The following is a 21,894-nucleotide window of genomic DNA, read 5'->3' as shown; positions in this document are numbered from 1 at the left end:
CTAGTAGGCAGCCGCAACCGGGCCCGTTGCGACATAGACCGATTTGATCTGGCTATAATGGTCGAGCGCGGCGCGGGAATTCTCGCGACCGACGCCGGACTGCTTCACCCCGCCGAACGGCGCTTCGACCGGCGTGATGTTGTAGGTGTTGATCCAGCAGGTGCCCGCATCGAGCTGCGCGATCACACGATGGGCGCGGGCGAGGTCGGCGGTGAAGACGCCGGCGGCAAGTCCGAACTCGGTTGCATTGGCACGGGCGACGACGTCGGATTCGTCGCTGAAGCCGAGCACGGACATCACCGGGCCAAAGATTTCCTCCCGGGCGATCGTCATGTCGTCGGTAACATCGGCGAAGACGGTGGGTTCGACATAGAAGCCGCTGTTCTGGCTTGGCGGCACCCGACCGCCGATCAACAGCGTCGCGCCCTCGGCCTTGCCGATCTCGATATGGCGCAGCACCTTGTCATGCTGGGCCGCTGAAACCAGCGGGCCGACCTGCGTGGTCTCGTCCAGGGGATCGCCGATGATGGCATTGGCCGTACGAGCCACGAGCCGATCGAGGAACGTCGGGCGGACCGCGTCATGGACGAAGACACGGGTGCCGTTCGAACAGACCTGGCCAGAGGAGTAGAAATTGGCATTGATTGCAGCGCTGACGGCGCTGTCGATATCGGCATCTTCAAAAATGATCAGCGGCGACTTGCCACCGAGCTCCATGGTGACGTGCTTCATGCCGGCCGCAGCGGCGGCATAGACCTTCTTGCCCGTCGGCACCGAGCCGGTGAGCGAGACCTTGGCTACGCGCGGATCGGTGACCAGCGCCGCACCAACATTGCCATATCCCTGCACGACATTGAACAGACCGGGCGGAGCGCCGGCCTCGATCAGAATTTCGGCCAACTTCAGCGCACCGAGCGGAGTGATCTCCGAAGGCTTGAAGATCATGGCATTGCCGGCGGCGAGGGCAGGGGCCGCTTTCCAACAGGCGATCTGGGTGGGGTAGTTCCACGCGCCGATGCCGACGCAGACGCCGAGCGGCTCGCGGATGGTGTAGACGAAGTCGCCACCGAGCGGGACAGTCTCACCGGTCAGCGTGGCAGCCAGGCCGGCAAAGTATTCCAGCGCATCCGCGCCCGAGCTGGCATCGGCGACCAATGTCTCCTGAATCGGCTTGCCGGTATCGAGCGTCTCGATCTCCGACAATTCCTGATTGCGTTCGCGGATGATATCGGCCGCGTTGCGCAGAACCCGGCCACGAACGACTGGCTTCAGCGCACCCCATTCCTTCTGCGCCCGCACCGCTGAGCTCAATGCCTGCTCGATGATGGCAGGTGTGGCGGAGTGGAGCCGCGCAATGACCGCACCATTGGCCGGAAAGATGCTCTGGATCGAATCCCCGCCCACGTCCTCGACATAGCGTCCGTCGATGAAATGGCTGGCCGCCGGTTGTACGTCGCGCATTATTCGCCCCTCGGGAAACGCTTGCTCTCTTCGAGCACATTGAGGTCCATGTGGTTGCGCATGTAGCGCTCGGATGCCTGCTGCAGGGGCTGAAAATCCCACGGATAGTAGGCGCCATTGCGCAGCGCGCCGTAGACCACATGGCGCCGCGCCTGGCTGGCACGCACCTCGGAATCATAGGCGCCAAGGTCCCAGTATTCCGCCGCCATGGCCGCCAGCCGCGTCTGCGTTTCGGCATAAGCGGGGTCGTCGATCAGGTTGGTCAACTCGTTGAGATCATTGGCGATATCGAATAGTTGTCCCCGGTCGGCGGCGCAACGGGTATACTTCCAGCGGCCTTCGCGAAGGCAGACCATCGGCGCCACCGAACCCTCGGCGGCATATTCGATGCGCACTGGGCTGGTGCGCTCATGGCCATTGGCGAGCGGGACCAGTGTTTCCCCGTCCGTCCACGGCGCGATGCGGTCGAGGGAAATTCCCGCGAGATCGCAAAGGGTTGGCGTCAAATCCATGGTGCTGATGGGCGTATCGATCCGACCGGCAGGCAGGCCGGGAGCCGCGATCATCAGCGGAACCCGTGCTGAGCCTTCGAAGAAGTTCATCTTGAACCACAGGCCGCGCTCGCCCAGCATATCGCCGTGATCTGAGGCAAAGACGATGATCGTATTGTCCACCTGTCTGGTGCCCCTGAGGGCCTCCAGCACCTCACCGATCTTGTCATCGACATAGGAAATATTGGCGAAATAGGCGCGGCGCGACCGCCGGATATCGTCCTCGGTGATATCGAGCGCCCGGAAGTCGCAGGCATCCATCAACCGCTGTGAATGGGCGTCCTGATCCTCGTAGGCGATGGGCGCAACCTGCGGGGACAGGTGCTCGCAGTCGGCATAGAGGTCCCAGTATTTCTGCCGCGCGACATAGGGATCGTGCGGGTGGGTGAAGCTCACCGTCAGCATCCAGGGGCGCTGTTCGAGCCGTCGGCCAAGGTCATAGACCTTGCGCACCGCGTTGAAGGCGACCTCGTCGTCATATTCGAGCTGGTTGGTGATCTCGGCCACCCCGGCGCCCTTGACCGAGCCGAGGTTATGGTACCACCAGTCGATGCGTTCGCCGGGCTTGTCATAGTCGGGTGTCCAGCCAAAATCGGCGGGGTAGATGTCGGTGGTCAGCCGTTCCTCGAAGCCGTGCAATTGATCGGGCCCGACAAAATGCATCTTGCCCGAGAGCGTTGTAGCGTAGCCGGCGGCCCGAAGGTGGTGGGCGTAGGTGGGAATATCGGACGCAAATTCAGCGGCGTTGTCATAGACACGGGTGCGGCGTGGCAACTGGCCCGACATGAAGCTGGCGCGGCCCGGGGCACAGAGCGGCGAGCCGGTATAGGTGTTGGCGAATCGAGTCGAGCGCCCGGCCAGGGCCCTGAGATTGGGCGCATGCAGCCACTCCACCGGCCCGTCGGGGAACAGCGTGCCGTTGAGCTGATCGACCATGAAAATCAGGATGTTAGGGCGGTCAGACACGCGCGCTCCGGGCAAGGCAGAGTTGGAGATAGTCCATCACCATGCTGCGCACTTCCGGTTGGGCGGGCGCAAAATCCTGCAGGGCGTGGCGGATATAAAATCCATCGATCATCGCTGCCAATCCCTGGGCGATCGACTGCGCAGTTTCGTCATCGACGATCTGGCGCAGGTCGAAAACCAAGTTCGAATGCAGCCGCTTCGCATAGACCTGCAGCAGTCGGCTCGCTTCTTCCGATTGCAGCGCGCGGACATAAAAGGTCAGCCAGGACGCCACAACTTCGGTCTGGAACTGGTCCGGGGCGAAGCTGGCATCGATGATGGCGTGGATGCGCTCGATCGGGGTGCTCGCGTCGGCCATGCGGCGACGTACGCTTTCGCCGTAAAGCCTCAGAATGTGCCGCATGGCGGCGAGAAACATCTGGTCCTTGCTGCCAAAATAGTGATGCGCCAGGGCTGGCGACATGCCGGCGCGGCGCGCAATCTGGCTGACGGTGACGTCGAGGCTGCCAGCCTCGCCAATCTCGACAATAGCCGCTTCGACCATCGCCTTCCGCCGGATCGCACCTGCACCGATTTTCGGCATTCTTGGGGCCTGCTCATAATTTGAGTTTACATTTGCGATTGTCTCGCTTTTGATTGAGCCGTCAATCAAGAAAAAGACTCTGCACCAAATACCCGCAATCAGGAGACGACAGAATATGAGAAAGACCACCCTCACTCTGACCAGCGCGCTGGCGCTGTCGCTGCTGGCGGGCACCGCTTATGCAGCCGAATGCGATACCGTGATTTTCTCCGATGTCGGCTGGACAGACATCACAACGACGACGGCGACGACCAAGCACATCCTTGAAGCCCTGGGCTACAAGGTCGACGTCAAGGTGCTGTCGGTGCCGGTGACCTACGCATCGCTCGAAAGCGACGACGTTGACGTGTTCCTGGGCACCTGGCTGCCGGCTCAGCAGGGCGCCATCGGTCCGTATCTGGACAGCGGTGAAGTCGAGAAGGTCGCTACCAACCTCGAAGGCACCAAGTATACGCTCGCCGTGCCGGCCTATACGTATGACAAGGGCCTGACTGACTATTCCAAGATCGCCGAGTTCGCGGAATCACTCGACAGCACCATTTATGGCATCGAGCCGGGCAATGAAGGCAACGGCTACCTGATCAGCTTGGTCGATGCCAACACGCATGGCCTGGGTGAATTCAAGGTCGTGGAAAGCTCCGAGCAGGGCATGCTTGCCGAAGTTGACCGCGCCGTGCAGGATAACAAGGACGTTGTCTTCCTAGGCTGGGAGCCGCATCCGATGAACGCCAAGTTCCCGCTCAAGTACCTGCCCGGTGGCGAGGACTTCTTCGGCGGTGAAGGCGTTGTCGATACCGTGACGCGAAAGGGTTATGCTGCTGAATGCCCCAATGTCGGCAAGCTGCTGACGAACCTCAAGTTTTCGCTGCCGATGGAAAACGAGATCATGGGCAAGATCCTCAATGATGGTGCCGATCCGGCCGATGCTACGCTGGAATGGCTCAAGGCCAATCCCGACACGGCCCTGGGCTGGGTCGACGGGGTGACGACGCTCGATGGCGGTGATGGCGCCGCCGCTGTGAAAGCTCTGCTGGACAGCTAAGAAAACCCACACGGCCCGGTCGGCAACGACCGGGCCGTTCTGCTTTTCTGGGGGACGTGAACGGTGGATTGGCTGACCGAATACAAGATACCGGTGGGGCGCTGGGCGAGCGACTTCTTCATTCTGCTGCGCGACAATTTTCGCGGCGTGTTCGACGCCATGTCCGAGGCAGCCGAGGCGCTCATCGATGCCATGCTCTGGCTGCTGCAGACGCCTCATCCGCTGATTATCGTGGCCATCTTCGTGGGGATCACATGGTGGCTGCAGCGGAGCTGGGCCACCTGCCTGCTCACGCTGCTCGGCATGCTGTTCATTCTCAACCAGGGCTATTGGGAAGAAACCACCGAGAGCCTGACGCTGGTGATCGCGGCCTGCGTTGTCTGCATGGCTATCGGCGTGCCGATCGGGATTGCCACGGCGCATCGTCCTCGGCTGTATCGGTTCCTGCAGCCGATCCTCGACCTCATGCAGACCTTGCCGACATTCGTCTATCTCATTCCAGCCATTGTGTTTTTCGGTATCGGCATGGTGCCTGGTCTCATCGCGACGGTGATCTTCGTGCTGCCGGCGCCCATCCGCATGACCCATCTCGGCATTTCCTCGACGCCTCCGGCGTTGCTGGAAGCTGTCGAGGCCTTTGGCGGTACGCCGCGCCAGAAGCTGTGGAAGGTGGAGCTACCCTATGCCCTGCCGCAGGTGATGGCCGGCCTCAACCAGACCATCATGCTGTCGCTGTCGATGGTGGTGGTGGCGGCGCTGGTCGGTGCCGACGGCCTGGGCGTTCCTGTCGTCCGAGCCCTCAATTCGGTCAATACCGCGCTCGGTTTCGAGAGCGGCCTCATCATCGTTGTCGTGGCCATTGTCCTCGACCGCATGCTGCGCATCAGGCAGGATTAGAGCCATGGAAGACGCTGTCATCTTCGACAAGGTCAATATCGTGTTCGGCACCAATCCGGGGCTGGCACTGCCTTTGATGGATCAGGGCAAGACACGCCAGGAGATCCAGAAGGAGACCAAGCAGATCCTTGGTGTCCATGACTGCTCGCTGACCGTCAAGACAGGCGAAATCCTGGTGCTTATGGGCCTGTCCGGGTCCGGCAAGTCGACGTTGCTGCGGGCCGTCAACGGGCTCAATCCGGTGGTTCGGGGGGCGGTCAAGGTCATCGACCAGGGCAGGTCGGTCAATCCCGCCGCCTGCACGCGCCAGGAACTCCTACAGTTGCGCCGCAAATCCGTGGCGATGGTGTTCCAGCAGTTTGGCCTGCTGCCCTGGCGGACTGTCCTCGACAATGTCGGATTGGGCCTTGAGCTGGATGGCCTGTCCAAGCTGCAACGCAATGCCAAGGTGCGGGCGCAACTGGAACTGGTCGGGCTGACCGATTGGGCTGATCGCAATGTGGGCCAACTTTCCGGCGGCATGCAGCAGCGCGTGGGTCTCGCCCGGGCGTTTGCGACCGAAGCGCCGATCCTGCTGATGGACGAGCCGTTCTCTGCGCTCGATCCACTGATCCGCTCACGGCTTCAGGACGAGTTGCTTGAGTTACAGGCCAAGCTGAAGCGCACCATCATCTTCGTGAGCCATGACCTCGACGAGGCTTTCAAGCTCGGTGACCGCATCGCATTGATGGAGGGCGGGCGCATCGTGCAATGCGGTACGCCGCAGGAGATCATCGCCAATCCCGTGAACGACTATGTCGAGGATTTCGTAGCCCACATGAATCCGCTCAACGTGCTGCGCGCCATGGATATCATGACGCCCCAAATCGGCAGCGGCGTGAATGCGGTGGCGTCAGACAGCCTGCTGGGCGGCGTAATCGAGCAGTTGTCGGCCGGAGCGCCATCCGTGTGCGTCAGGGGGCCGGATGGGCAATTGGTGGGGAGTATCTTCAACCAGAATATCGTGGCGGCGCTCCGCGCCAAGCCGGCCCGACCAGGCGCCGGAACACATTAGTCGTCTGCTCTGGCGTCGAAGCGCTCGCCGCTTGATGGTGCGCCAAAGCCCGCTGGTACGACTGGCGCAGCCGTGGTCATGTCGAAGGCCTGCTTGTCGGTGACAACCTGGAGTTTGTTCAACCGCATGCGGACAACGACAAAGGTGACAATGGCCAGTTGGACGACGGCGACAAAGGCCGCCAGCGCGGCGAGACCAAACCACTGTATCGCCACGGCGGCGAGCATTGGGCCCATCGCCGAACCGACGCCATAGAGCAGCAGCAACCCGCCGGACACCTGCACGTATTCGCTACGGTCGGCCACATCGAAGACATGCGCCGAGGCGACGGCGTAGCTTGGCAGAACCGTTGCGCCGAACAGGGCAGCGAAGATCAACCATCCTCCGCTGAGCTGTGGCAGCAGGGCGACGGTGACAGAGGCGACGGTGGCGGCGAGAGTAATCCCGATCAGAACGTGGCGCCGGTCAAAGTGGTCGGACAACTTGCCGAGCGGCCACTGCGCAAGTGCGCCGCCGATGACCACCGCACTCATGAACTGAGCGGCGGACGCCAAATCTCCAGTCTTGGAAAGCGCAAAGACTGGGCCCAACGACCAGAGCGCGCCGATGGCCATGCCGGTCAGGAAGATGGCGGTGGTGCCGGCGGGCGACAGCTTGAACAGGTGCAGCGGCCGCAACCGGACCAGGCTTGGCGGCTGCGGAGCGGGCGACTGCGACAGGGCCAAGGGTACGACGGCACTGGAAATGACGATGGATGCCACTGAAAAGAGCATGAAGGACGAGGCGTCGTAGAGCGTAATCATCATCTGCCCGACAGCAGTCGCAATGTAGTTCAAGGCGACGTAGATCGAGATCATCGTGCCACGTGTTGACGATGTCGCCCGGTCATTGATCCAGCTTTCGATAATCAAATAGAGGCCGGCAAGGCAGATACCCGTGATGAAGCGGAGCAGGGCCCAGAATTGCGGCTGCGCCAGCATGGGGTAGCAGATGGACACGGCCGCGGTAATCGACACCAAAGCGGCGAAGGTGCGCGTATGGCCGACCCGGCTGAGCAGAACAGGGGTCAGCAGGCAGCCGGCGACAAAGCCCAGGTAGTAGCTCGAGCCCAGCAGGCCCAGGTCGACGGCAGAGAAGCCTTCCATGCCGCCGCGAATAGGCAGCAGCATGAGCTGCAACCCATAGCCGGTGACGAACAGGGCCTCGCTGACCAACAGCGCCGACAGAAGCAGGTAGGGTGACTTCGAGCCGGACGGGTTGGACAAGGCGGTTCCGTTCTAACGTTCAATCACCAGATCGCTGGTTGGCTTGGAGCAGCACAGCAGCATCATGCCGGCGTCGATCTCGCGCTGACGAATACCACCCTGGTGGTGCATGTCGATCGTGCCCGAAACCTTCTTGGACTTGCATGTGCCACACAGACCCTGGGTGCAGGAAGAGGGCAGGCGCATGCCGGCGCGCTTTGCCGCTTCGAGCACAGTCATATTTTCTGGCACGTCGATCTTGCGGCGTGTCTTGGTGAATTCGACCGAGTAGGTCTTGACCGTATCGGGCGCATCCAGTGCGACTTCGCCCTCGATGGCCTCGGCCTGCTCGGCGGCGGAGAGGGTCTCGAAGTTGAAGCTCTCCTCGTGGTGGTGCGTCATGTCGAAGTCCGCAGCCGCAAGCATTGTCCGCACCGCCGCCATATAGGGCGCCGGGCCGCAAACGAAGATCTCGCGGCTCATGAAATCGGGTGCGATCAGCTTGAGCTGCTCCAGCGACAGCCGCCCCATCATGCCGCTATAGAGCGCGAGCGGGTTGGCCGCTTCGCAGATCGTTGCGAACTTGAAACTGGGCGACAGCCGCGCCATCAGCTCCAGCTCCTCGCGGAAGATGATGTCGGTCACAGTGCGCGCCGAGTGCACGAAAACGATGTCCTTGGGCTCGGCCAGATCGTGATAGGTCCGCGCCATCGACATAAGCGGGGTAATGCCGCTGCCGCCGGAGAGAAACAGGTATTTCGAGGCTGGATGGGCGAAGCAGGTGAAGCTTCCCATCGGCCCCAGCGCCTTGACCGATACGCCCGGCTTGAGATTGTCGTGCAGCCAGTTGGAAACCGGTCCATTCGGCACCCGCTTGACCGTGAGCGAGATGGCGTTGGGCCGTGTCGGTGCAGCCGAGATGGTGTAGCAGCGATGGATGGTCTCGCCGCCGATATCGAAGGCATAGGTCATGAACTGACCGGGCTGGTAGTTGAACCGTCCTGGCGTCGCTGGGGTCAGCACGAAGGTTTTGACGTCATGCGTTTCCTGCCGCACCGCGCGACAGACAAGCGTATCGTCGGCCTCGCTATCCCAAAGGTTGGAGGCAAGCTCAAGCCGGTTTGCGTCGCCCAGTGACGATGTCATGCTTTACGAACTCAGATATGCGGCCATGCGACCGATGTACCAGCGCTGGAATTTCTCGACCAGCATTTCGGTATTGGGGGAGTAGGGGCCGGGCTCGTAGGCGGGGTTTTCGGCGCCGCGCTGGCACATTTCCACCAAGGCCGCGTCCTGCTGGTTGGTGGCGGTCCACACCTCGATGAGGTTGGCAATGTCGTAGTCGACGCCTTCCACCGCGTCCTTGTTGACCAGCCACTTGGTCCGCACGAGGGTGCGTCCCGCATCGAGCGGCAGGGCCGTGAAGGTTACGATGTGATCGCCCAGGAAGTGGTGCCAGGAATTGGGCTGGGTCCAGAAGGACAGGCCGCCCAGCTTGGCATTGGTGAAGGCGCCCAGCGGAATGCGGCAGGCGGCGCGGGTGTCCATGGTGTGGCTCTCGCCATTGCCGTCGAGCGGCAGGCGCTCGGTGCGGAAGCCGGTCACGCGGCTGTCGAGTTCCTCGATCTCACGAGAGGGCAGGCCCATGCCTTCCCATTCGGCATGGCTGGTCTTGCGCAAGGCGTCGTAGCGCTGGGCGTTTTCGAGATCGAGCGGGTCCATCTCTTCGGGTGCAAAGCCGAAGCCATAGGCGAATAGCGGCACCGTCAGTTCGGGGTGATTGGCCTCGCAGTGGTAGCACTCGCGATTGTTCTCGATGGTGAGCTTCCAGTTACCCATTTCGATCAGGTCGCTCTGATAGGCGATCTTGGTTTCGCGCACCTTGTGCGGCGCGATATAGGGTGCCATGCGGCTGGCGACGTCGTCGAAATCCTCGGGGGGCGTTTCGGCGAGGCAGATGAAGAGCAGGCCCTCAAGCGAGCGCAGGTGCACGGGCTTGAGGCCCTTACAGGAGGCATCGAAGTCGGCGCCCATATGGGGCGCGTGCATCAGGCGGCCGTCGAGGCCATACGTCCAGGAGTGGTAAGGGCAGACGAGGTTGCCGACGGTGGCCTTTTCCTCGTCGATCAGGCGCGCGCCGCGATGGCGGCACACATTGTGAAAGGCTCGGACTTCGTTGTCGTCGTCGCGAATGATGAGGACCGAGGCCTTGCCGATATTGACGGTGGCCACATCGCCCGGCTCTGGCACGTCCGGCTCGATGCCGACATAGATCCAGTGGCGGTAGAAGATGGCTTCCATGTCGGCTTCGAACACCTCGGGCGAGGTGTAGAAGGGGGCATCGAGGCTGTGGCCGGGTTTGCGGCCTTGGACCAGCGCTTCCAGCGTGGACACCTTATTGAGCATGCTGATCTCTCCTCAACCGAGATGAGCAGCAAAGTCCCCGCTTTTTGCGGCTTTGTCTTGATGCGGGGCGACAGCTCCTTTAGATTTTGCGACATTATATTCGTCGGGGTGGCGTGGTGCAGCAGAGTTCCGGTCCGCAGGTCTTCGGCTTCATGCTGACCGATCAGTTTTCGCTGATCGCCTTCACGGCAGCGATCGAGGTGCTGCGGCTGGCCAATCGGGCTGCCGGCCGGAAACTCTATGAGTGGCAACTCTATTCGGCCGACGGCAAAAGTGCGGTGGCCTCCAGCGGGGTGGCGGTCAGCGTGGACAGGTCGTTCCGCGATGCTCCCAACATGGACGCGGTAGTGGTGTGCGCCGGCGTCGATGTGCAATTGATCGACCACCGCGATCTCATCACCGTCATCAGGCGGTTGAATAAGTTCGGCGCGGCGCTGGGGGCGGTGTGTACCGGTACTTACGTGCTGGCCAAGGCGGGGCTGCTCGACGGGTTCCGCTGCACCATCCACTGGGAGAACCGGCCCGGCATCCAGGCGGATTTCCCCGATCTCGACTTTGGCGACGAGCTGTTCGAGATCGACCGGGATCGCTTTACCTGTGCGGGCGGGGTGGCCGCCGCCGACATGATGCTGTCGCTGATCAAGCGCGATCACGGTGAGGCGGTGTCGAGCGCGGTGACCGACCAACTGATCCACCATCGTATCCGCGAAGCCAGCGAGCGGCAGCGCATGGATTTGCGGACGCGGCTGGGCGTGGCCGATCCCAAGCTGCTGCGGGTCATCGCGCTGATGGAGCGATCGATCGAGCGGCCGCTGACCATCGCGCAATTCGCCCGCAGCGTGGCGCTGTCGCCGCGGCAGCTCGAGCGCCTGTTCCTCAAGCATCTGGGCTCCTCGCCCAACCGGCACTACATCGGCATCCGCCTCACCCATGCCAGCCAGCTGCTGCGGCAGACCCGCATGCCCATCCTCGACGTGGCCATGGCCAGCGGCTTCAGTTCAGCGTCGTATTTTTCACAGAGCTACCTGGAGCGTTTTGGCCACAGCCCGAGCGCCGAGCGCAAGGCGGCGGTGGGCTGATCGCCGCCAAGGCGCGGCATGACAAAACGCCGCCCGGCCGGAGGCGTAGCGGCTATTGAGATCGCGCCGCTTCGGCCACTTCGCCCAAACCATCCGCGCCGCATCGGGGCCAGCAGTTCAGAGACGACCTTACCTTTCGGCCTTATCATCGCTGCCGATCTTCTGGGTCGTCCTTGATGGCGACGAAGCGCGCGACCTGCTCGCGGATGGCGGTTTCCGTGGGTAGGCGCTCCATCGAGCTGGCGCCGTAGAAGCCGTGGCACAGTGACGTGCGGGCCAGGACATAGGCTGCATCGTCTGGCATGGCGATGGGGCCGCCGTGGCAGAGGACGATGACATCGGGATTGACGCTGCGGGCGGCCGCGGACCAGGCGTCGATCTCAGCGATGCACTGATCCAGTGTTTTAGCGGTCTGTGCGCCAATGGCCCCGCCGGTGGTCAAGCCCAGATGGCAGACGATGATATCAGCGCCGGCCTTGGCCATTTTGGTGGCGTCGTCGGTGCTGAAGACATAGGGCGTGGTCAGCATACCCTTGGCCCCCGCGCGGGCGATCAGCTCGACCTCGAGGTCATAGCTCATGCCGGTTTCTTCCAGATTAGCCCGGAACACCCCGTCGATCAGTCCGACGGTAGGGAAGTTCTGCACGCCGGCAAAGCCGAGGGCGATGAGCCGGTCGAGAAACTGATCGGGCAGCATGAACGGGTCGGTGCCGTTGACGCCGGCCAGAACCGGCGTGTGGCGGACCACGGGCAGCACTTCGTGTGCCATCTCCACGACAATGTCATTGGCATTGCCATAGGCGAGCAGGCCCGCCAGCGAGCCGCGCCCGGCCATGCGATAGCGGCCCGAATTGTAGATGACGATGAGGTCGATGCCACCGGCCTCTTCGGCCATGGCGGAGAGGCCGGTGCCGGCGCCGCCGCCGATAATGGGGCGGCCCGCCGCGATCTTGGTGCGGAGGCGGGCGAGGATTTCGGGCTTGGTCGGGCGGGTCATATTCAGGCTATCCATTGGCGATCTGGCGGAAATTGTCGGCTAAGGCGGCGGCGAATTGCGGGTCGTTGATGTGAAGGTCGAGTTCGACGAGGCGGCGGTTCGGCGCAGCGACCCAGCTTGAGCGGATGGCGTCGAACAGAGCTGCATCGGCGTCCGGATCATAGAAGGGCTGTCCCGGCGCATCGATGGCCGAGACGCCACGCAAAGGCAGCAGAAACCGGACGGGACCTTCCATGCGGTTGAGGCGCGCGACGATGAAATTCCCGATGGCGCGGTTCTCCTCCGGCGTGGTGCGCATCAGGGTCACTTGGGCATTGTGGACGTGCAGCTTGCGATTGGCAAACTGGGCGGGCACGGTTTCGCGGGCACCGAAATTGACCATGTCCACGGCGCCGACCGAGCCCACATAGGGCAGACCCGTTCGGATCGCGGCGCCGAAGCGGTCCTCGGTGGCGGGAAAGACCCCGCCGACCAGCAGGTCCGGTACCTCGGTGGTGGTCACATCGATCAGTCCGGCAACGAGGCCGCTATCGGCGAGCTTTTCCATCGATTGCCCGCCGACGCCGGTCGCGTGAAAGATGTAGACTTCGTGGCTGGCCTCCATGATCTGCCGCACTGATGTGACGCAGGCGGTGGTGACGCCGAACATCGTCATTCCCAGGCCCGGCCTGTCGCTGGCGGCAGCGACGACCGGATGGAGCGCCATGCCGGCAGCCGCATGGGCGGCGTTGCCGATGACCTTGCGCGAGATGGCGTTGAGGCCTGCCACGTCGACCACCGAATACATCATGGCTAGATCGTTGGGCCCCACATAGGGCGCGGTGTTGCCCGAGGCGACGGTGGAGACCATCAGCTTGGGCATGCCGATGGGCAGCGACCGCATCGCCTCGGTGACCAGCGCGGTATTGCCGGTGCCGCCAAGGCCCAGCACGGCGCCGATATCGGTTCGGGTCGCGAGATAGGCGGTGAGGGCGCGGGCCATGGCCGAGACCGCCCGGCCGCGATCGGTCAATCCCAGCACCGCGGCGGCGCCCGCGGGATGGTGGGCGGCAATCTCTAGTGCCGAAATGTCGGCGCCGCCGCCGACGCCCTGCGTGCCCACATCGAGCAAGATGGCACTGGCGCCCGCCTGGCGCACCGCCTCGGCGGCAAAGCGCAGTTCAGGCCCTTTCGTGTCCATCGTCCCGACCACGTAAACCCTGGCCATCCTCGTTCCTCCCATCCTGCGACGCCTGTACCGGCGCCTTGTTCTGAGCATGCAAAATTCTTAACTGGCGTTTTCCATCTTGTATACTCTTCAAAATATTGTATGCAATAGCGCAACGAGAGACCGGAACGACCATGAACGCACCCCGCCACCTGACGCTGCGCGAGCGCATCTACGAGGAAATCGTACGGATGATCGTGTCGGGCGAACTGCCAAGTGGCACCCCGTTGGACGAAAAGGCGCTGACCGAAAAGCTGCAGGTGAGCCGGACGCCGTTCCGCGAGGCACTAGGCACCCTGGCCAAGGAAGGCCTGATCGAGATCAAGCCCTATCGCGGCTTCTATGTGCGCAGCTTCTCGCGCAAGGAAGTCGAGGACCTCTACGAGCTGCGCAAGACACTGGAATGCTTCGCCGTCCAGCTCGCCGTGCCCCATATGAGCGACCGGCATATCCAGACCTTCGAGCGCATTCTCGACGAAGCCGTGGCCGCGCTGGAGGACGGCGACCTGGCGGTTTATGGCGCTCGCGACCGGGTGTTCCACGAGACCATTGCCGAACTCTCGGGCAATGCGGCGCTGATCGAAACGCTCAACCGACTGGCCCTGCAAATCCAGATCGGCCGCACCATTGCCAATGAAAGCAAGGACTTCGCCAAGCGCGCCGCAGAGGAGCGCGACGAGATCCTGGCGGCCTTCCGTGCCCGCGACATCGCCCGCGCCACTGCGCTGATGGATATCCACATTTCCGACGTTCAGCGCGCCGTTCTCGAACGCTTCCGCCAAGAAGAAGCGAACAAAGCCTAGCCGCAAAGCCGGCATCCAGAATGCACCAAGACGCAGTGCCGAAAAACGGCACGCCCAACAGGAGGATGAAATGCAAAGACGAGTATTAATGGCGTCTGCCCTTGCGGCATTCGCTGCTGCCGGCGCGCTCGGCACCGTCACCGCTGCCCAGGCGCAGACCCTGGTGATGTGGGGGCCCGAACAGATCACCGAGCCACTGGTCGCTGAACTCTGGAACGGCATCAAGGCCGAGTTCGAGGCCGCCAATCCCGGCGTCACCGTTGAGTTCATGCCGCCGACCGGCAATATCTCGGACGGAGCCGTGCAGGCGGCGATCCAGTCTAATGCCGGCCCGGACGTGATGCTGACCAATTCGGGCGTTGCCCGCGTGTCCACGGTCGTCAACGCTGCCCTTGTGGCGCCACTGACGGCTGCCTACACCGAGCGCGGCTGGGCCCAGCAGATTTATCCATGGCTCTATGAAGAGCTGAAGTCGCAGCGCGGCGGCGAAATCTACGAGGTGCCGGATGGGCTCGATGCCCTGGGCATCTGGTATCACAAGGACATGTTCGCGGAAAACCAGTGGGCCATTCCGGCGACCTATGCCGATTTCCTGACGCTGATGGGCCAGATGAAGGAAAAGGGCATCAACCCCATCGCCATCGGGCCGCGCACTGCCGGTAGCGCCGGGCACCTGTTTGGCAATCTGCTGCAGGCCGCCAGCGGTACCCCTGTTGTGGGCGAGGCTATCGCCGGCGAGCTGGACTGGACCGACCCCTCGATCGCACTGGGCGCGGTGCGACTGCGTGAGCTGGTGGATGCCGGCTACATCGACAAGGAAATGGCGGCGCTCGATCTCGATGGCGCGGCCCGCCTGTGGTTCAACAAGCGCGCGGCGATGTTCGTCGCCGGGCCCTGGTTCACCGCCAATGCCCGCAATGCCGGCTATGACCTCACCAATGCCGGATATGCCTCAATGCCGAGCGATATCGGGGCGGCCATGCCCACCGGTGGCGTTGGCTGGAGCTGGATGATCCCCGCCAATTCCAAGCAGCCGGAGCTGGCCATGAAATGGATCGACTTCATCCTGTCCGAAGACGTGATGAAGCGCCGGGCCGAAAATCCGGCCAGCACCATGCTCTATCCGCGTGCCATCAAGGACTACAATCCGCCCACGCAGATCCTGGCTGAAATCTTCAGCACGGCCGCCGGCGGGGTCGGCTACAATCCCAGCGTCTATCTGCCGGCGAGCGTGGTCGATACCTACTTCCAGGTCATCCAGGGGCTGATCAGCGCCCAGATCACCGGTGAAGAAGGCATGGCGCAGATCCAGGCCAAGATGGCAGAGGCGCAATAGCGCCTCTCCCCCGAACGCGTGAACCTGGCGGGCCCACTTTCTCATGACTCCTCTTCCAACCATCGGCAAGGACACGGACGGCCACGCCGCCCGTGTCGTCCATCGGCGCAGACCGGGCGGTGCTGCCGGGCAGGATCGTCTGCTCTCGGCGCTGCCACTGATGCTGCCGGCGCTGGCGGTCTACGCAGTGTTCACGCTCGCCCCCATCGCCCTGACGCTGTGGCTGAGCTTCACCGACTCGCGCGGGCTCAACACCAGTGCCAGCTTCGTCGGCCTCGACAATTACCGCCGCGCCGCGTTCGACCCGATCGTCTGGCAAAGCCTTGGCCACACTTTCCTGTGGCTGCTCTATCACCTTGTGCTGGCTGTCGGACTGGGGCTCGGACTGGCGCTTGCCATCGGGCGGCTCAGGAGGACGCATGTATTCTTTCGCACGGCGTTCTTCCTGCCCCATCTGGTGTCGCTGGCGGTGGTAGGGGTCATCTGGGCCAATATCTACGATCCCTTCTATGGCCTGCTGAATACCGGCTTCGAGCAGATGGGCCTCGGCAACTGGACGCAGGGCTGGCTTTCGGATCCGCTGCTGGTGTTGTTCTCAGTCAATGTTGCCAGTTCCTGGCAGGGTTTCGGGCTCTACATGCTGCTCTTCATCGCCGGCCTGCAGAACATCGACCACTCGCTTTATGAAGCCGCAGACATCGACGGCGCTACCGCCTTCCAGAAGCTGATCTATGTCACTCTTCCGGGACTGGCCGAGGTGATGACCTTTGTGGTGTCGCTGGCGCTGATCAACGGGCTCAAGGGCTTTGCCACGGTCTTCGTGATGACCGATGGCGGGCCGTTCTACCAGAGCGAGCTGATCACCACCTACATCTACCGCCTCGCCTTTTCGGCGCAGGATCATGGCCTGGCGGCGGTGCTGTGCATCCTGCTCAGCGTGCTGGCCATCGCCATCACCATTGCCTTCAACCGCTGGCGCGCGAGGCTTGCACGATGAGTGTCCGCAAACGCGAGTGGCCGGTCGCGCTGGCGCTGCTGCCCGTTTTCATCATCATCCTGGGGCCCTTCGGCTGGTTGCTGATGTCCAGCCTCAAGACCGAGGCCGAGATCGGACAGGCCAATCCCTTCGCCCTGCCGGCGCAGTTGATGTGGCAGAACTATGCCGATGCCTGGCAGATCGGCGGCTTTGGCGAACTGATTGTCAACAGCCTGATGAACCTGGCGGGTGTGGTGGCGCTGACACTCATCACCTGCGCCCCGGCGGGCTACGCGCTGGCCAAGATACGGTTTCCCGGGCGAGAATGGATGTTCTACGCCATCATCTTCGGGCTCACCATTCCAGTCCAGGCGATCGTTATCCCGCTCTACCAGGTGCTGTTCAACCTGGGGCTGATCAATTCACTGGTCGGCATCACCTTGGCGCAGGTGAGCAACGGCATCCCCTTCGGCATCTTCCTGATGCGCAGCTTCTTCATCGGCGTGCCCGACGAGCTGGTGGAGGCCGCCAAGATCGACGGGGCCAACCACTTCCAGATCCTGCTGCAAGTGATGCTGCCGCTCTCGACGCCGGCTTTGCAGGCGCTGGTGATCATCTCGGCGCTGTCTACCTGGAACGATTTCTTCCTGCCGCTGATCGTCTTGATTAGTCCGGATGTGCAGACGCTGCCGCTGGGGTTGGTGCGCTTTGCTTCGACCTATGCCTCGCAGTTCCGACTGGTCTTCTCGGGGACAGTGATCACCTTCCTGCCGATCATCCTGCTCTACCTCATCACCCAGAGGCGCTTCACCGAGGGCCTCACCCAAGGCGCATTGAAAGGCTGACCGATGCCGCATCACGTCCCGCGGGAAATCCGCTACAATTTCGAATATGAGCGGCGGCTCAAGGCCTGCTTCATCGGGGCAGGGGGCCACGCCTATCGCAATGTCTACCCCACTTTCCGCTATGCCCCGGTCGACCTGGCCGCGATCTGCGATCTCGACGCGGCGCGAGCTCAAGGCTTCGCGCGGGTCTTCGGCGGCGAACGGACCTATACCGACCATCACCAGATGCTGGCTGCCGAGAAGCCGGACGTGGTGTTCATCGTCACCAACTATACCGAGGACGGCCACGTTCGCGCGACCGAACTGGCCCGTGACTGCGTGCTATCAGGAGCGCATGTGTGGATGGAAAAGCCCACCGCAGCGAGCCGCGCCGAGGTCGAAGCGCTGCAGGCGCTGAGTGCGCAAACCGGCATGAAGGTCATGACCGGGCTCAAGAAGACCTTTTTCCCGGCCATCGAAAAGCTCAAGGATATCATCGAATCCCCTGGCTTCGGCACGCTGTCGGCGCTGACCGTGCGCTATCCGCAAAGCCTGCCAAAGCCGAGCGAGCGACGCGATCTGGTCGCCATGCAGAGCTTTCTTGACCACATCTATCATCCGGGCTCGATCATCCATTTCCTGGGCGGGCCGATCGAACGGGCGACCTTCGAATGGGCGGCCAATACCGGCGGGACCGTCGCGGTTCTGCGCTTCAAGTCCGGCGCCATCGGCTCGCTGCATTTCTCGGCGGCGCAGAGCTGGGCGGCGCCGTTCGAGCGAGTGGAAGCCATCGGCGAGTGGAGCCACGCCATCGTCGAGAACGGGGTCAAGCTGACCCACTACCGGCAGGCGGACCTGCCAAGTTATGGGCGCGCATCGAGCTGGATCCAGCCCGAGGAGAGCGCGGCCTTGCTCTACGAGCCCGAATTCTCGCTGGGCCAGCTCTACAACAACAACATGTTCTCGCTCGGCTATGCGCCTGAGGTGCTGCATTTCTGCGAGGCGGTGCTGGAGAACAGGCCGCTGGGCAAGGGCACGCTCGAAGCGGCCCTCGAGATCATGAAGCTGTTCGATTTCTACAGCCAGACCCCCGAAGGCGTCACCAAGGCGATCTGAGCGCAAGGAGCATTTGAGCAATGAGTGCCGATAGTTTTGTATCCAGGGCGGTTGATGGCGAGCGCGTGCCCACCAGCTGGGGCGAACTCAACTGGAAGATCACCGGTGAGAACATGGCTGGCGCCGAGATGACCTTTGGCACCTGCTTCATCCATCCCGGCCAGCGCAATCCGCTGCATTCGCACCCGAACTGCGAGGAGTTCCTCTACATCGTTTCGGGCAGTTGCGAGCACAAGCTGGGCGACGACACGGTGTTGCTGGGGGCAGGGGACGTTATCCGCATTCCGCAAGACGTCCGGCATTGGGCGCGCGCCTTGGGACCCGAACCCGTCTTTGCGTTGATCATGTTTTCCACCGGCCAGCGCCGCGCCGTGGATCACGAAGGCGGCGGCGTCGCCTGAGAATTTGGAGTTTTGACATGGCTGCGATCACGCTCGAAGGCGTTCATAAATCCTACGGCAATGTGCCGGTCGTCCACGGCGTCGACATCGAGATCGCCGATGGTGAATTCGTGGTGCTGGTCGGGCCCTCGGGCTGCGGCAAGTCCACGCTGCTGCGCATGGTGGCCGGGCTTGAGACCATCACCGACGGCACGTTGCGCATCGACGGGCGGGTGGTCAACGATGTCGCGTCCAAGGATCGCGACATCGCCATGGTGTTCCAGAGCTATGCGCTCTATCCGCATATGAGCGTGGCGCAGAATATGGGCTTCTCGCTCAAGCTGCGCGGCGTCGCCAAGGCCGATATCGACCGGCAGGTCCTGCGAGCAGCACAAATCCTGGCCCTGGAACCCTATCTGGAACGCCATCCGCGCGAATTGTCGGGCGGACAGCGGCAGCGTGTTGCCATGGGGCGCGCCATCGTGCGCGATCCGCAGGTGTTCCTGTTCGACGAACCGCTCAGCAATCTCGATGCCAAGCTACGCGTGCAGATGCGTGCCGAGATCAAGGCGCTGCACCAGCAGCTCAAGATCACCACAGTCTATGTCACCCACGACCAGACCGAGGCGATGACCATGGCCGACCGGATCGTGGTAATGCAGGGCGGGCATGTCGAACAGTCCGGCGCCCCGCTCGAACTGTACGACCGCCCTGCCAATGTCTTTGTTGCCGGCTTCCTCGGGTCGCCAGCCATGAATTTCATCCGGGGTACACTCGTCGCCGGCGAACGGCCGGGACTGCGCCTTGATGACGGTTCTGTGGTCGAGGTGCGCGCATTTCCGGCGGCGCTGGCCGGCAAGGACGTCATTTTCGGCATCCGCCCCGAGGACATCGAGATCGTCCCCGATGGTGGCCTCACGGCTACCGTCGGCATTGTCGAGCCGACGGGAGCCGAAACCCATGTGATGGCGCGGGCCGCGGGGCAGGGCGTGACACTGGTTCGCAACGACCGGGTGGCAATTACGCCCGGCCAGCAGATCGGCCTGCAGTTCCTCGCGCCACGCAGCCACTTCTTCGACGCAGAGAGTGCGCGCCGCCTGGTCATCTAGGCTCGGCAATCGTGCGACCAGCGATGCTACCCGCCTCTATACCGGCTCTGTCGCCTTGTCGCGTGTGTGCCAGGCGTCATCACGCCACTCCCGTACCGTCACCGCGATGCGCTCGGAATTAATGTCGATCAGGTTATACGCATTGGGTTCGCCGCGTAGACGTGTCGAGATAGCCGACGATGCCTGCGCGATCAGGATCGGTGCCACCGTAGACTTGCTCAGTCCCATCGGTTGCCCTTCACGCGCTGCGGCCTTGCTTTCGTGCTTTCGCACGTAGGACAGGTGGAAGTGGCCTGACAGGACCAACCGGACACCCAGACTTGCGAAGGTCTCGAGCGCGTCGTCCGCGCGTTTTACCCGCTTGGTTTTCTGCAGCATAGGCTGGGTTGGGAACAGCAGAGGGTGATGCGCCACGATGACGCGAACGGCATCTGGCGAGGCTTTGTCGAAGCGTTGCTCCAGGTCTTCCAACTGCCCCCGCGAAATGGTGCCATGGCCCCAGTTCCACTCCAGTCGGGCCCGGCGAGACGTACGCATGCCAACAAGGGCCACGCCATCCATTTCGAGAAACGGTTCAAGGTCGTCCGAAATGTAGCGACGGTAGAGGCCATAGGGATTGATGAAACGACGAAGGATGTTGACCGCCGGAACGTCATGGTTGCCGGGAACGGCGAATACCGGTGCGTTCAGCTTGTCGAGAAATGCGCGAGCCTGCTCGAACTCTTCCTTCGTGCCGATCTGGGCAAAATCACCGCTCGCCACGATCAGATCGGGCGCCTGCGCGTTTATGTCATCGGCGAAGCCCTCGGCGAGTGCGGGGTCGTGATGGCCGAAATGAAGGTCGGATATATGCAGGATCTTCATGCTGCCACCGCCGATGCGGCCGTAGCGGCGGGTACGATCACGGACAGAGCCTTGGGTCTGATCGTGAATTCGAGTGGGGTTTGCATAGTCTCTACCTCACCGTCGAACATGACCTTGATCAGGTCCTTGCGCATATCGATGGTGACAGCGCGCACGCTCTCGACGCTCAACGCCTCGTCATTGCGCCAGTTTCCCAGCAACATCCCTGTCGTCAGGCGTAGGACATCGCGCAGCGTAAAGTGCCGCAGAACGTACAGTGTCAGCGTCCCACGGTCCAAGCTGTGACGTGAGAAGAACTGGCCGAGGCCTTCATCATAGGCATTGCTCGCCACCGCGATGGCTTGAACGCGCTCAATGCGCCGAAGGCCGTCGATCGGATCGATCACCACCGGGATACGCTTGGCTCTCGCCAGCCGACGGAAGAAATAGCGCAAGAGGCCGATCTTGGCAGCCGTACCCTGCCTGCCCCGAATATGCTCGCGCCCGGCAGCGACACCGGGGATCAACCCGACGACCACCTTGTGCAGGAACACACGACCATTGACCTCGCCAACATCGATGCGGTGGCTTTGTCCCGTCGCCAGGGCTGCAACGGCCGCCGGCAGGTCAAGCGGAACGCTCAGATCCTTTGCGAGCGCGTTGACGGTGCCGAGCGGCAGGATGGCAAGGCTTTTGTCGGTGTCGACAAGTTTTGCTGCGAGCGCCGTGATCGTGCCATCGCCACCGGCAGCCACAATGGTCGCCGCACCACTGGCCATCGCATCGTTGATGCGCAGTTCCAGACTGACATCGGAGCGGGCATCGATGGTTGCTTGGAGGCCGTGGAGTTCGAATAACGCGCCAAGGGCATCAGCCGTGACGCCCTTGGCGCTGGCTGTTCCCGCGTTGGCATTGAGAATGACGTAGAAGGAAGCGACAGTCATGATAATCGGGCCCCGCACCAAACTGTGCATGTCCGGAACGTGTCTGGTTCCAGTACGTTGCGTTCTGGTTCAGGAA

General features: G+C 62.6%; 21 protein-coding genes. 11 read left to right on the top strand and 10 right to left on the bottom strand.

Going from position 1 to position 21,894, the window contains the following annotated elements:
* From betB to betI, 3 genes are read right to left on the bottom strand one after another with little or no spacing between them, the layout of a single operon-like run.
* Window positions 1–1,461, bottom strand: coding sequence for a betaine-aldehyde dehydrogenase (gene betB, locus IM737_RS02900; protein ID WP_236898181.1), 1,461 nt, complete (start codon window positions 1,459–1,461; stop codon window positions 1–3).
* Window positions 1,461–2,948, bottom strand: a complete 1,488-nt coding sequence (gene betC / locus IM737_RS02895; RefSeq protein ID WP_236899848.1) for a choline-sulfatase — start codon at window positions 2,946–2,948, stop codon at window positions 1,461–1,463. The genes betB and betC overlap by 1 nt, the downstream gene beginning before the upstream one ends.
* Before the next feature lie 22 nt (window positions 2,949–2,970).
* Complete coding sequence (gene betI / locus IM737_RS02890; RefSeq protein WP_236898179.1) at window positions 2,971–3,561, bottom strand: transcriptional regulator BetI; 591 nt, start codon at window positions 3,559–3,561, stop codon at window positions 2,971–2,973.
* Window positions 3,562–3,676: 115 nt separating this feature from the next.
* Between betI and choX the strand changes: the two genes are divergently transcribed.
* The 3 genes from choX to choV all read left to right on the top strand — a co-directional run bounded on the left by choX (window position 3,677) and on the right by choV (window position 6,554).
* Window positions 3,677–4,603 (top strand): choline ABC transporter substrate-binding protein, encoded by a 927-nt coding sequence (choX, locus tag IM737_RS02885; RefSeq protein WP_236898177.1) that lies wholly within the window; start codon window positions 3,677–3,679, stop codon window positions 4,601–4,603.
* A 93-nt stretch (window positions 4,604–4,696) separates the two neighbouring features.
* On the top strand, window positions 4,697–5,500 hold the full coding sequence (gene choW, locus IM737_RS02880; RefSeq protein ID WP_442874187.1) for a choline ABC transporter permease subunit: 804 nt from the start codon (window positions 4,697–4,699) through the stop codon (window positions 5,498–5,500).
* 4 nt (window positions 5,501–5,504) lie between these two features.
* A complete protein-coding gene (gene choV / locus IM737_RS02875; RefSeq protein ID WP_236898173.1) occupies window positions 5,505–6,554 on the top strand; it encodes a choline ABC transporter ATP-binding protein in 1,050 nt (349 codons plus the stop codon).
* On the opposite strand, the gene IM737_RS02870 is transcribed toward choV, so the two are convergent.
* The 3 genes from IM737_RS02870 to IM737_RS02860 are packed head-to-tail and all read right to left on the bottom strand — an operon-like array spanning window position 6,551 to window position 10,204.
* Window positions 6,551–7,819 carry an MFS transporter gene (locus IM737_RS02870; RefSeq protein ID WP_236898171.1) on the bottom strand — a complete coding sequence of 423 codons (1,269 nt, stop codon included), beginning with the start codon at window positions 7,817–7,819 and terminating at the stop codon, window positions 6,551–6,553. The genes choV and IM737_RS02870 overlap by 4 nt on opposite strands.
* 12 nt (window positions 7,820–7,831) lie before the next feature.
* Window positions 7,832–8,944 (bottom strand): hybrid-cluster NAD(P)-dependent oxidoreductase, encoded by a 1,113-nt coding sequence (locus IM737_RS02865; protein WP_236898169.1) that lies wholly within the window; start codon window positions 8,942–8,944, stop codon window positions 7,832–7,834.
* A gap of 3 nt (window positions 8,945–8,947) precedes the next feature.
* On the bottom strand, window positions 8,948–10,204 hold the full coding sequence (locus tag IM737_RS02860) for an aromatic ring-hydroxylating oxygenase subunit alpha (protein ID WP_236898162.1): 1,257 nt from the start codon (window positions 10,202–10,204) through the stop codon (window positions 8,948–8,950).
* A gap of 116 nt (window positions 10,205–10,320) precedes the next feature.
* On the opposite strand from IM737_RS02860, the gene IM737_RS02855 reads away from it, so the two are divergent.
* On the top strand, window positions 10,321–11,283 hold the full coding sequence (locus IM737_RS02855) for a GlxA family transcriptional regulator (protein WP_336886229.1): 963 nt from the start codon (window positions 10,321–10,323) through the stop codon (window positions 11,281–11,283).
* 145 nt (window positions 11,284–11,428) lie between these two features.
* On the opposite strand, the gene IM737_RS02850 is transcribed toward IM737_RS02855, so the two are convergent.
* Entirely contained in the window at window positions 11,429–12,280 is an 852-nt protein-coding gene (locus tag IM737_RS02850) for a phosphoenolpyruvate hydrolase family protein (protein WP_236898160.1), read from the bottom strand.
* 7 nt (window positions 12,281–12,287) lie between these two features.
* A complete protein-coding gene (locus tag IM737_RS02845; RefSeq protein WP_236898158.1) occupies window positions 12,288–13,487 on the bottom strand; it encodes a Tm-1-like ATP-binding domain-containing protein in 1,200 nt (399 codons plus the stop codon).
* Window positions 13,488–13,621: 134 nt separating this feature from the next.
* Here IM737_RS02845 and IM737_RS02840 point away from each other — a divergent pair, with 134 nt between their 5' ends.
* The 7 genes from IM737_RS02840 (at window position 13,622) to IM737_RS02810 (ending at window position 20,031) form a co-directional block, all read left to right on the top strand.
* Window positions 13,622–14,290 (top strand): GntR family transcriptional regulator, encoded by a 669-nt coding sequence (locus tag IM737_RS02840; RefSeq protein WP_236898156.1) that lies wholly within the window; start codon window positions 13,622–13,624, stop codon window positions 14,288–14,290.
* 88 nt (window positions 14,291–14,378) lie between these two features.
* Window positions 14,379–15,626 (top strand): ABC transporter substrate-binding protein, encoded by a 1,248-nt coding sequence (locus tag IM737_RS02835; RefSeq protein ID WP_236898154.1) that lies wholly within the window; start codon window positions 14,379–14,381, stop codon window positions 15,624–15,626.
* Window positions 15,627–15,669: 43 nt separating this feature from the next.
* Window positions 15,670–16,623: a carbohydrate ABC transporter permease gene (locus IM737_RS02830; protein ID WP_236898151.1), complete on the top strand. Its 954-nt coding sequence runs from the start codon at window positions 15,670–15,672 to the stop codon at window positions 16,621–16,623.
* On the top strand, window positions 16,620–17,447 hold the full coding sequence (locus IM737_RS02825) for a carbohydrate ABC transporter permease (RefSeq protein WP_236898150.1): 828 nt from the start codon (window positions 16,620–16,622) through the stop codon (window positions 17,445–17,447). The genes IM737_RS02830 and IM737_RS02825 overlap by 4 nt, the downstream gene beginning before the upstream one ends.
* 3 nt (window positions 17,448–17,450) lie before the next feature.
* Window positions 17,451–18,542: a Gfo/Idh/MocA family protein gene (locus tag IM737_RS02820; protein ID WP_236898149.1), complete on the top strand. Its 1,092-nt coding sequence runs from the start codon at window positions 17,451–17,453 to the stop codon at window positions 18,540–18,542.
* Between the two features lie 20 nt (window positions 18,543–18,562).
* Window positions 18,563–18,943: a cupin domain-containing protein gene (locus IM737_RS02815; protein WP_236898147.1), complete on the top strand. Its 381-nt coding sequence runs from the start codon at window positions 18,563–18,565 to the stop codon at window positions 18,941–18,943.
* A 17-nt stretch (window positions 18,944–18,960) separates the two neighbouring features.
* Window positions 18,961–20,031 carry an ABC transporter ATP-binding protein gene (locus tag IM737_RS02810; RefSeq protein ID WP_236898145.1) on the top strand — a complete coding sequence of 357 codons (1,071 nt, stop codon included), beginning with the start codon at window positions 18,961–18,963 and terminating at the stop codon, window positions 20,029–20,031.
* A 36-nt stretch (window positions 20,032–20,067) separates the two neighbouring features.
* On the opposite strand, the gene IM737_RS02805 is transcribed toward IM737_RS02810, so the two are convergent.
* Window positions 20,068–20,895 carry a metallophosphoesterase family protein gene (locus IM737_RS02805; RefSeq protein WP_236898144.1) on the bottom strand — a complete coding sequence of 276 codons (828 nt, stop codon included), beginning with the start codon at window positions 20,893–20,895 and terminating at the stop codon, window positions 20,068–20,070.
* Complete coding sequence (locus IM737_RS02800; RefSeq protein WP_236898142.1) at window positions 20,892–21,818, bottom strand: diacylglycerol/lipid kinase family protein; 927 nt, start codon at window positions 21,816–21,818, stop codon at window positions 20,892–20,894. Before IM737_RS02800 ends, IM737_RS02805 begins: the two co-directional genes overlap by 4 nt.
* Window positions 21,819–21,894 lie beyond the last annotated feature (76 nt).

Source organism: Devosia sp. SL43, assembly GCF_021729885.1.
Taxonomy (GTDB): Bacteria; Pseudomonadota; Alphaproteobacteria; order Rhizobiales; family Devosiaceae; genus Devosia.
The sequence above is the reverse complement of the archived record's forward strand: the minus strand, read 5'-3'. Positions and strand labels throughout refer to the sequence as shown.

Coding starts and splice junctions, on each gene's coding strand:
- IM737_RS02820 (WP_236898149.1), top strand. CDS start 17,451: ATGCCGCATCACGTCCCGCGGGAAATCCGCTACAATTTCGAATATGAG.
- IM737_RS02840 (WP_236898156.1), top strand. CDS start 13,622: ATGAACGCACCCCGCCACCTGACGCTGCGCGAGCGCATCTACGAGGAA.
- IM737_RS02825 (WP_236898150.1), top strand. CDS start 16,620: ATGAGTGTCCGCAAACGCGAGTGGCCGGTCGCGCTGGCGCTGCTGCCC.
- IM737_RS02800 (WP_236898142.1), bottom strand. CDS start 21,818: ATGACTGTCGCTTCCTTCTACGTCATTCTCAATGCCAACGCGGGAACA.
- IM737_RS02850 (WP_236898160.1), bottom strand. CDS start 12,280: ATGACCCGCCCGACCAAGCCCGAAATCCTCGCCCGCCTCCGCACCAAG.
- IM737_RS02815 (WP_236898147.1), top strand. CDS start 18,563: ATGAGTGCCGATAGTTTTGTATCCAGGGCGGTTGATGGCGAGCGCGTG.
- betI (WP_236898179.1), bottom strand. CDS start 3,561: ATGCCGAAAATCGGTGCAGGTGCGATCCGGCGGAAGGCGATGGTCGAA.
- IM737_RS02805 (WP_236898144.1), bottom strand. CDS start 20,895: ATGAAGATCCTGCATATATCCGACCTTCATTTCGGCCATCACGACCCC.
- betB (WP_236898181.1), bottom strand. CDS start 1,461: ATGCGCGACGTACAACCGGCGGCCAGCCATTTCATCGACGGACGCTAT.
- IM737_RS02835 (WP_236898154.1), top strand. CDS start 14,379: ATGGCGTCTGCCCTTGCGGCATTCGCTGCTGCCGGCGCGCTCGGCACC.
- IM737_RS02830 (WP_236898151.1), top strand. CDS start 15,670: ATGACTCCTCTTCCAACCATCGGCAAGGACACGGACGGCCACGCCGCC.
- IM737_RS02865 (WP_236898169.1), bottom strand. CDS start 8,944: ATGACATCGTCACTGGGCGACGCAAACCGGCTTGAGCTTGCCTCCAAC.
- IM737_RS02845 (WP_236898158.1), bottom strand. CDS start 13,487: ATGGCCAGGGTTTACGTGGTCGGGACGATGGACACGAAAGGGCCTGAA.
- IM737_RS02810 (WP_236898145.1), top strand. CDS start 18,961: ATGGCTGCGATCACGCTCGAAGGCGTTCATAAATCCTACGGCAATGTG.
- choX (WP_236898177.1), top strand. CDS start 3,677: ATGAGAAAGACCACCCTCACTCTGACCAGCGCGCTGGCGCTGTCGCTG.
- choV (WP_236898173.1), top strand. CDS start 5,505: ATGGAAGACGCTGTCATCTTCGACAAGGTCAATATCGTGTTCGGCACC.
- betC (WP_236899848.1), bottom strand. CDS start 2,948: ATGGTCGATCAGCTCAACGGCACGCTGTTCCCCGACGGGCCGGTGGAG.
- IM737_RS02860 (WP_236898162.1), bottom strand. CDS start 10,204: ATGCTCAATAAGGTGTCCACGCTGGAAGCGCTGGTCCAAGGCCGCAAA.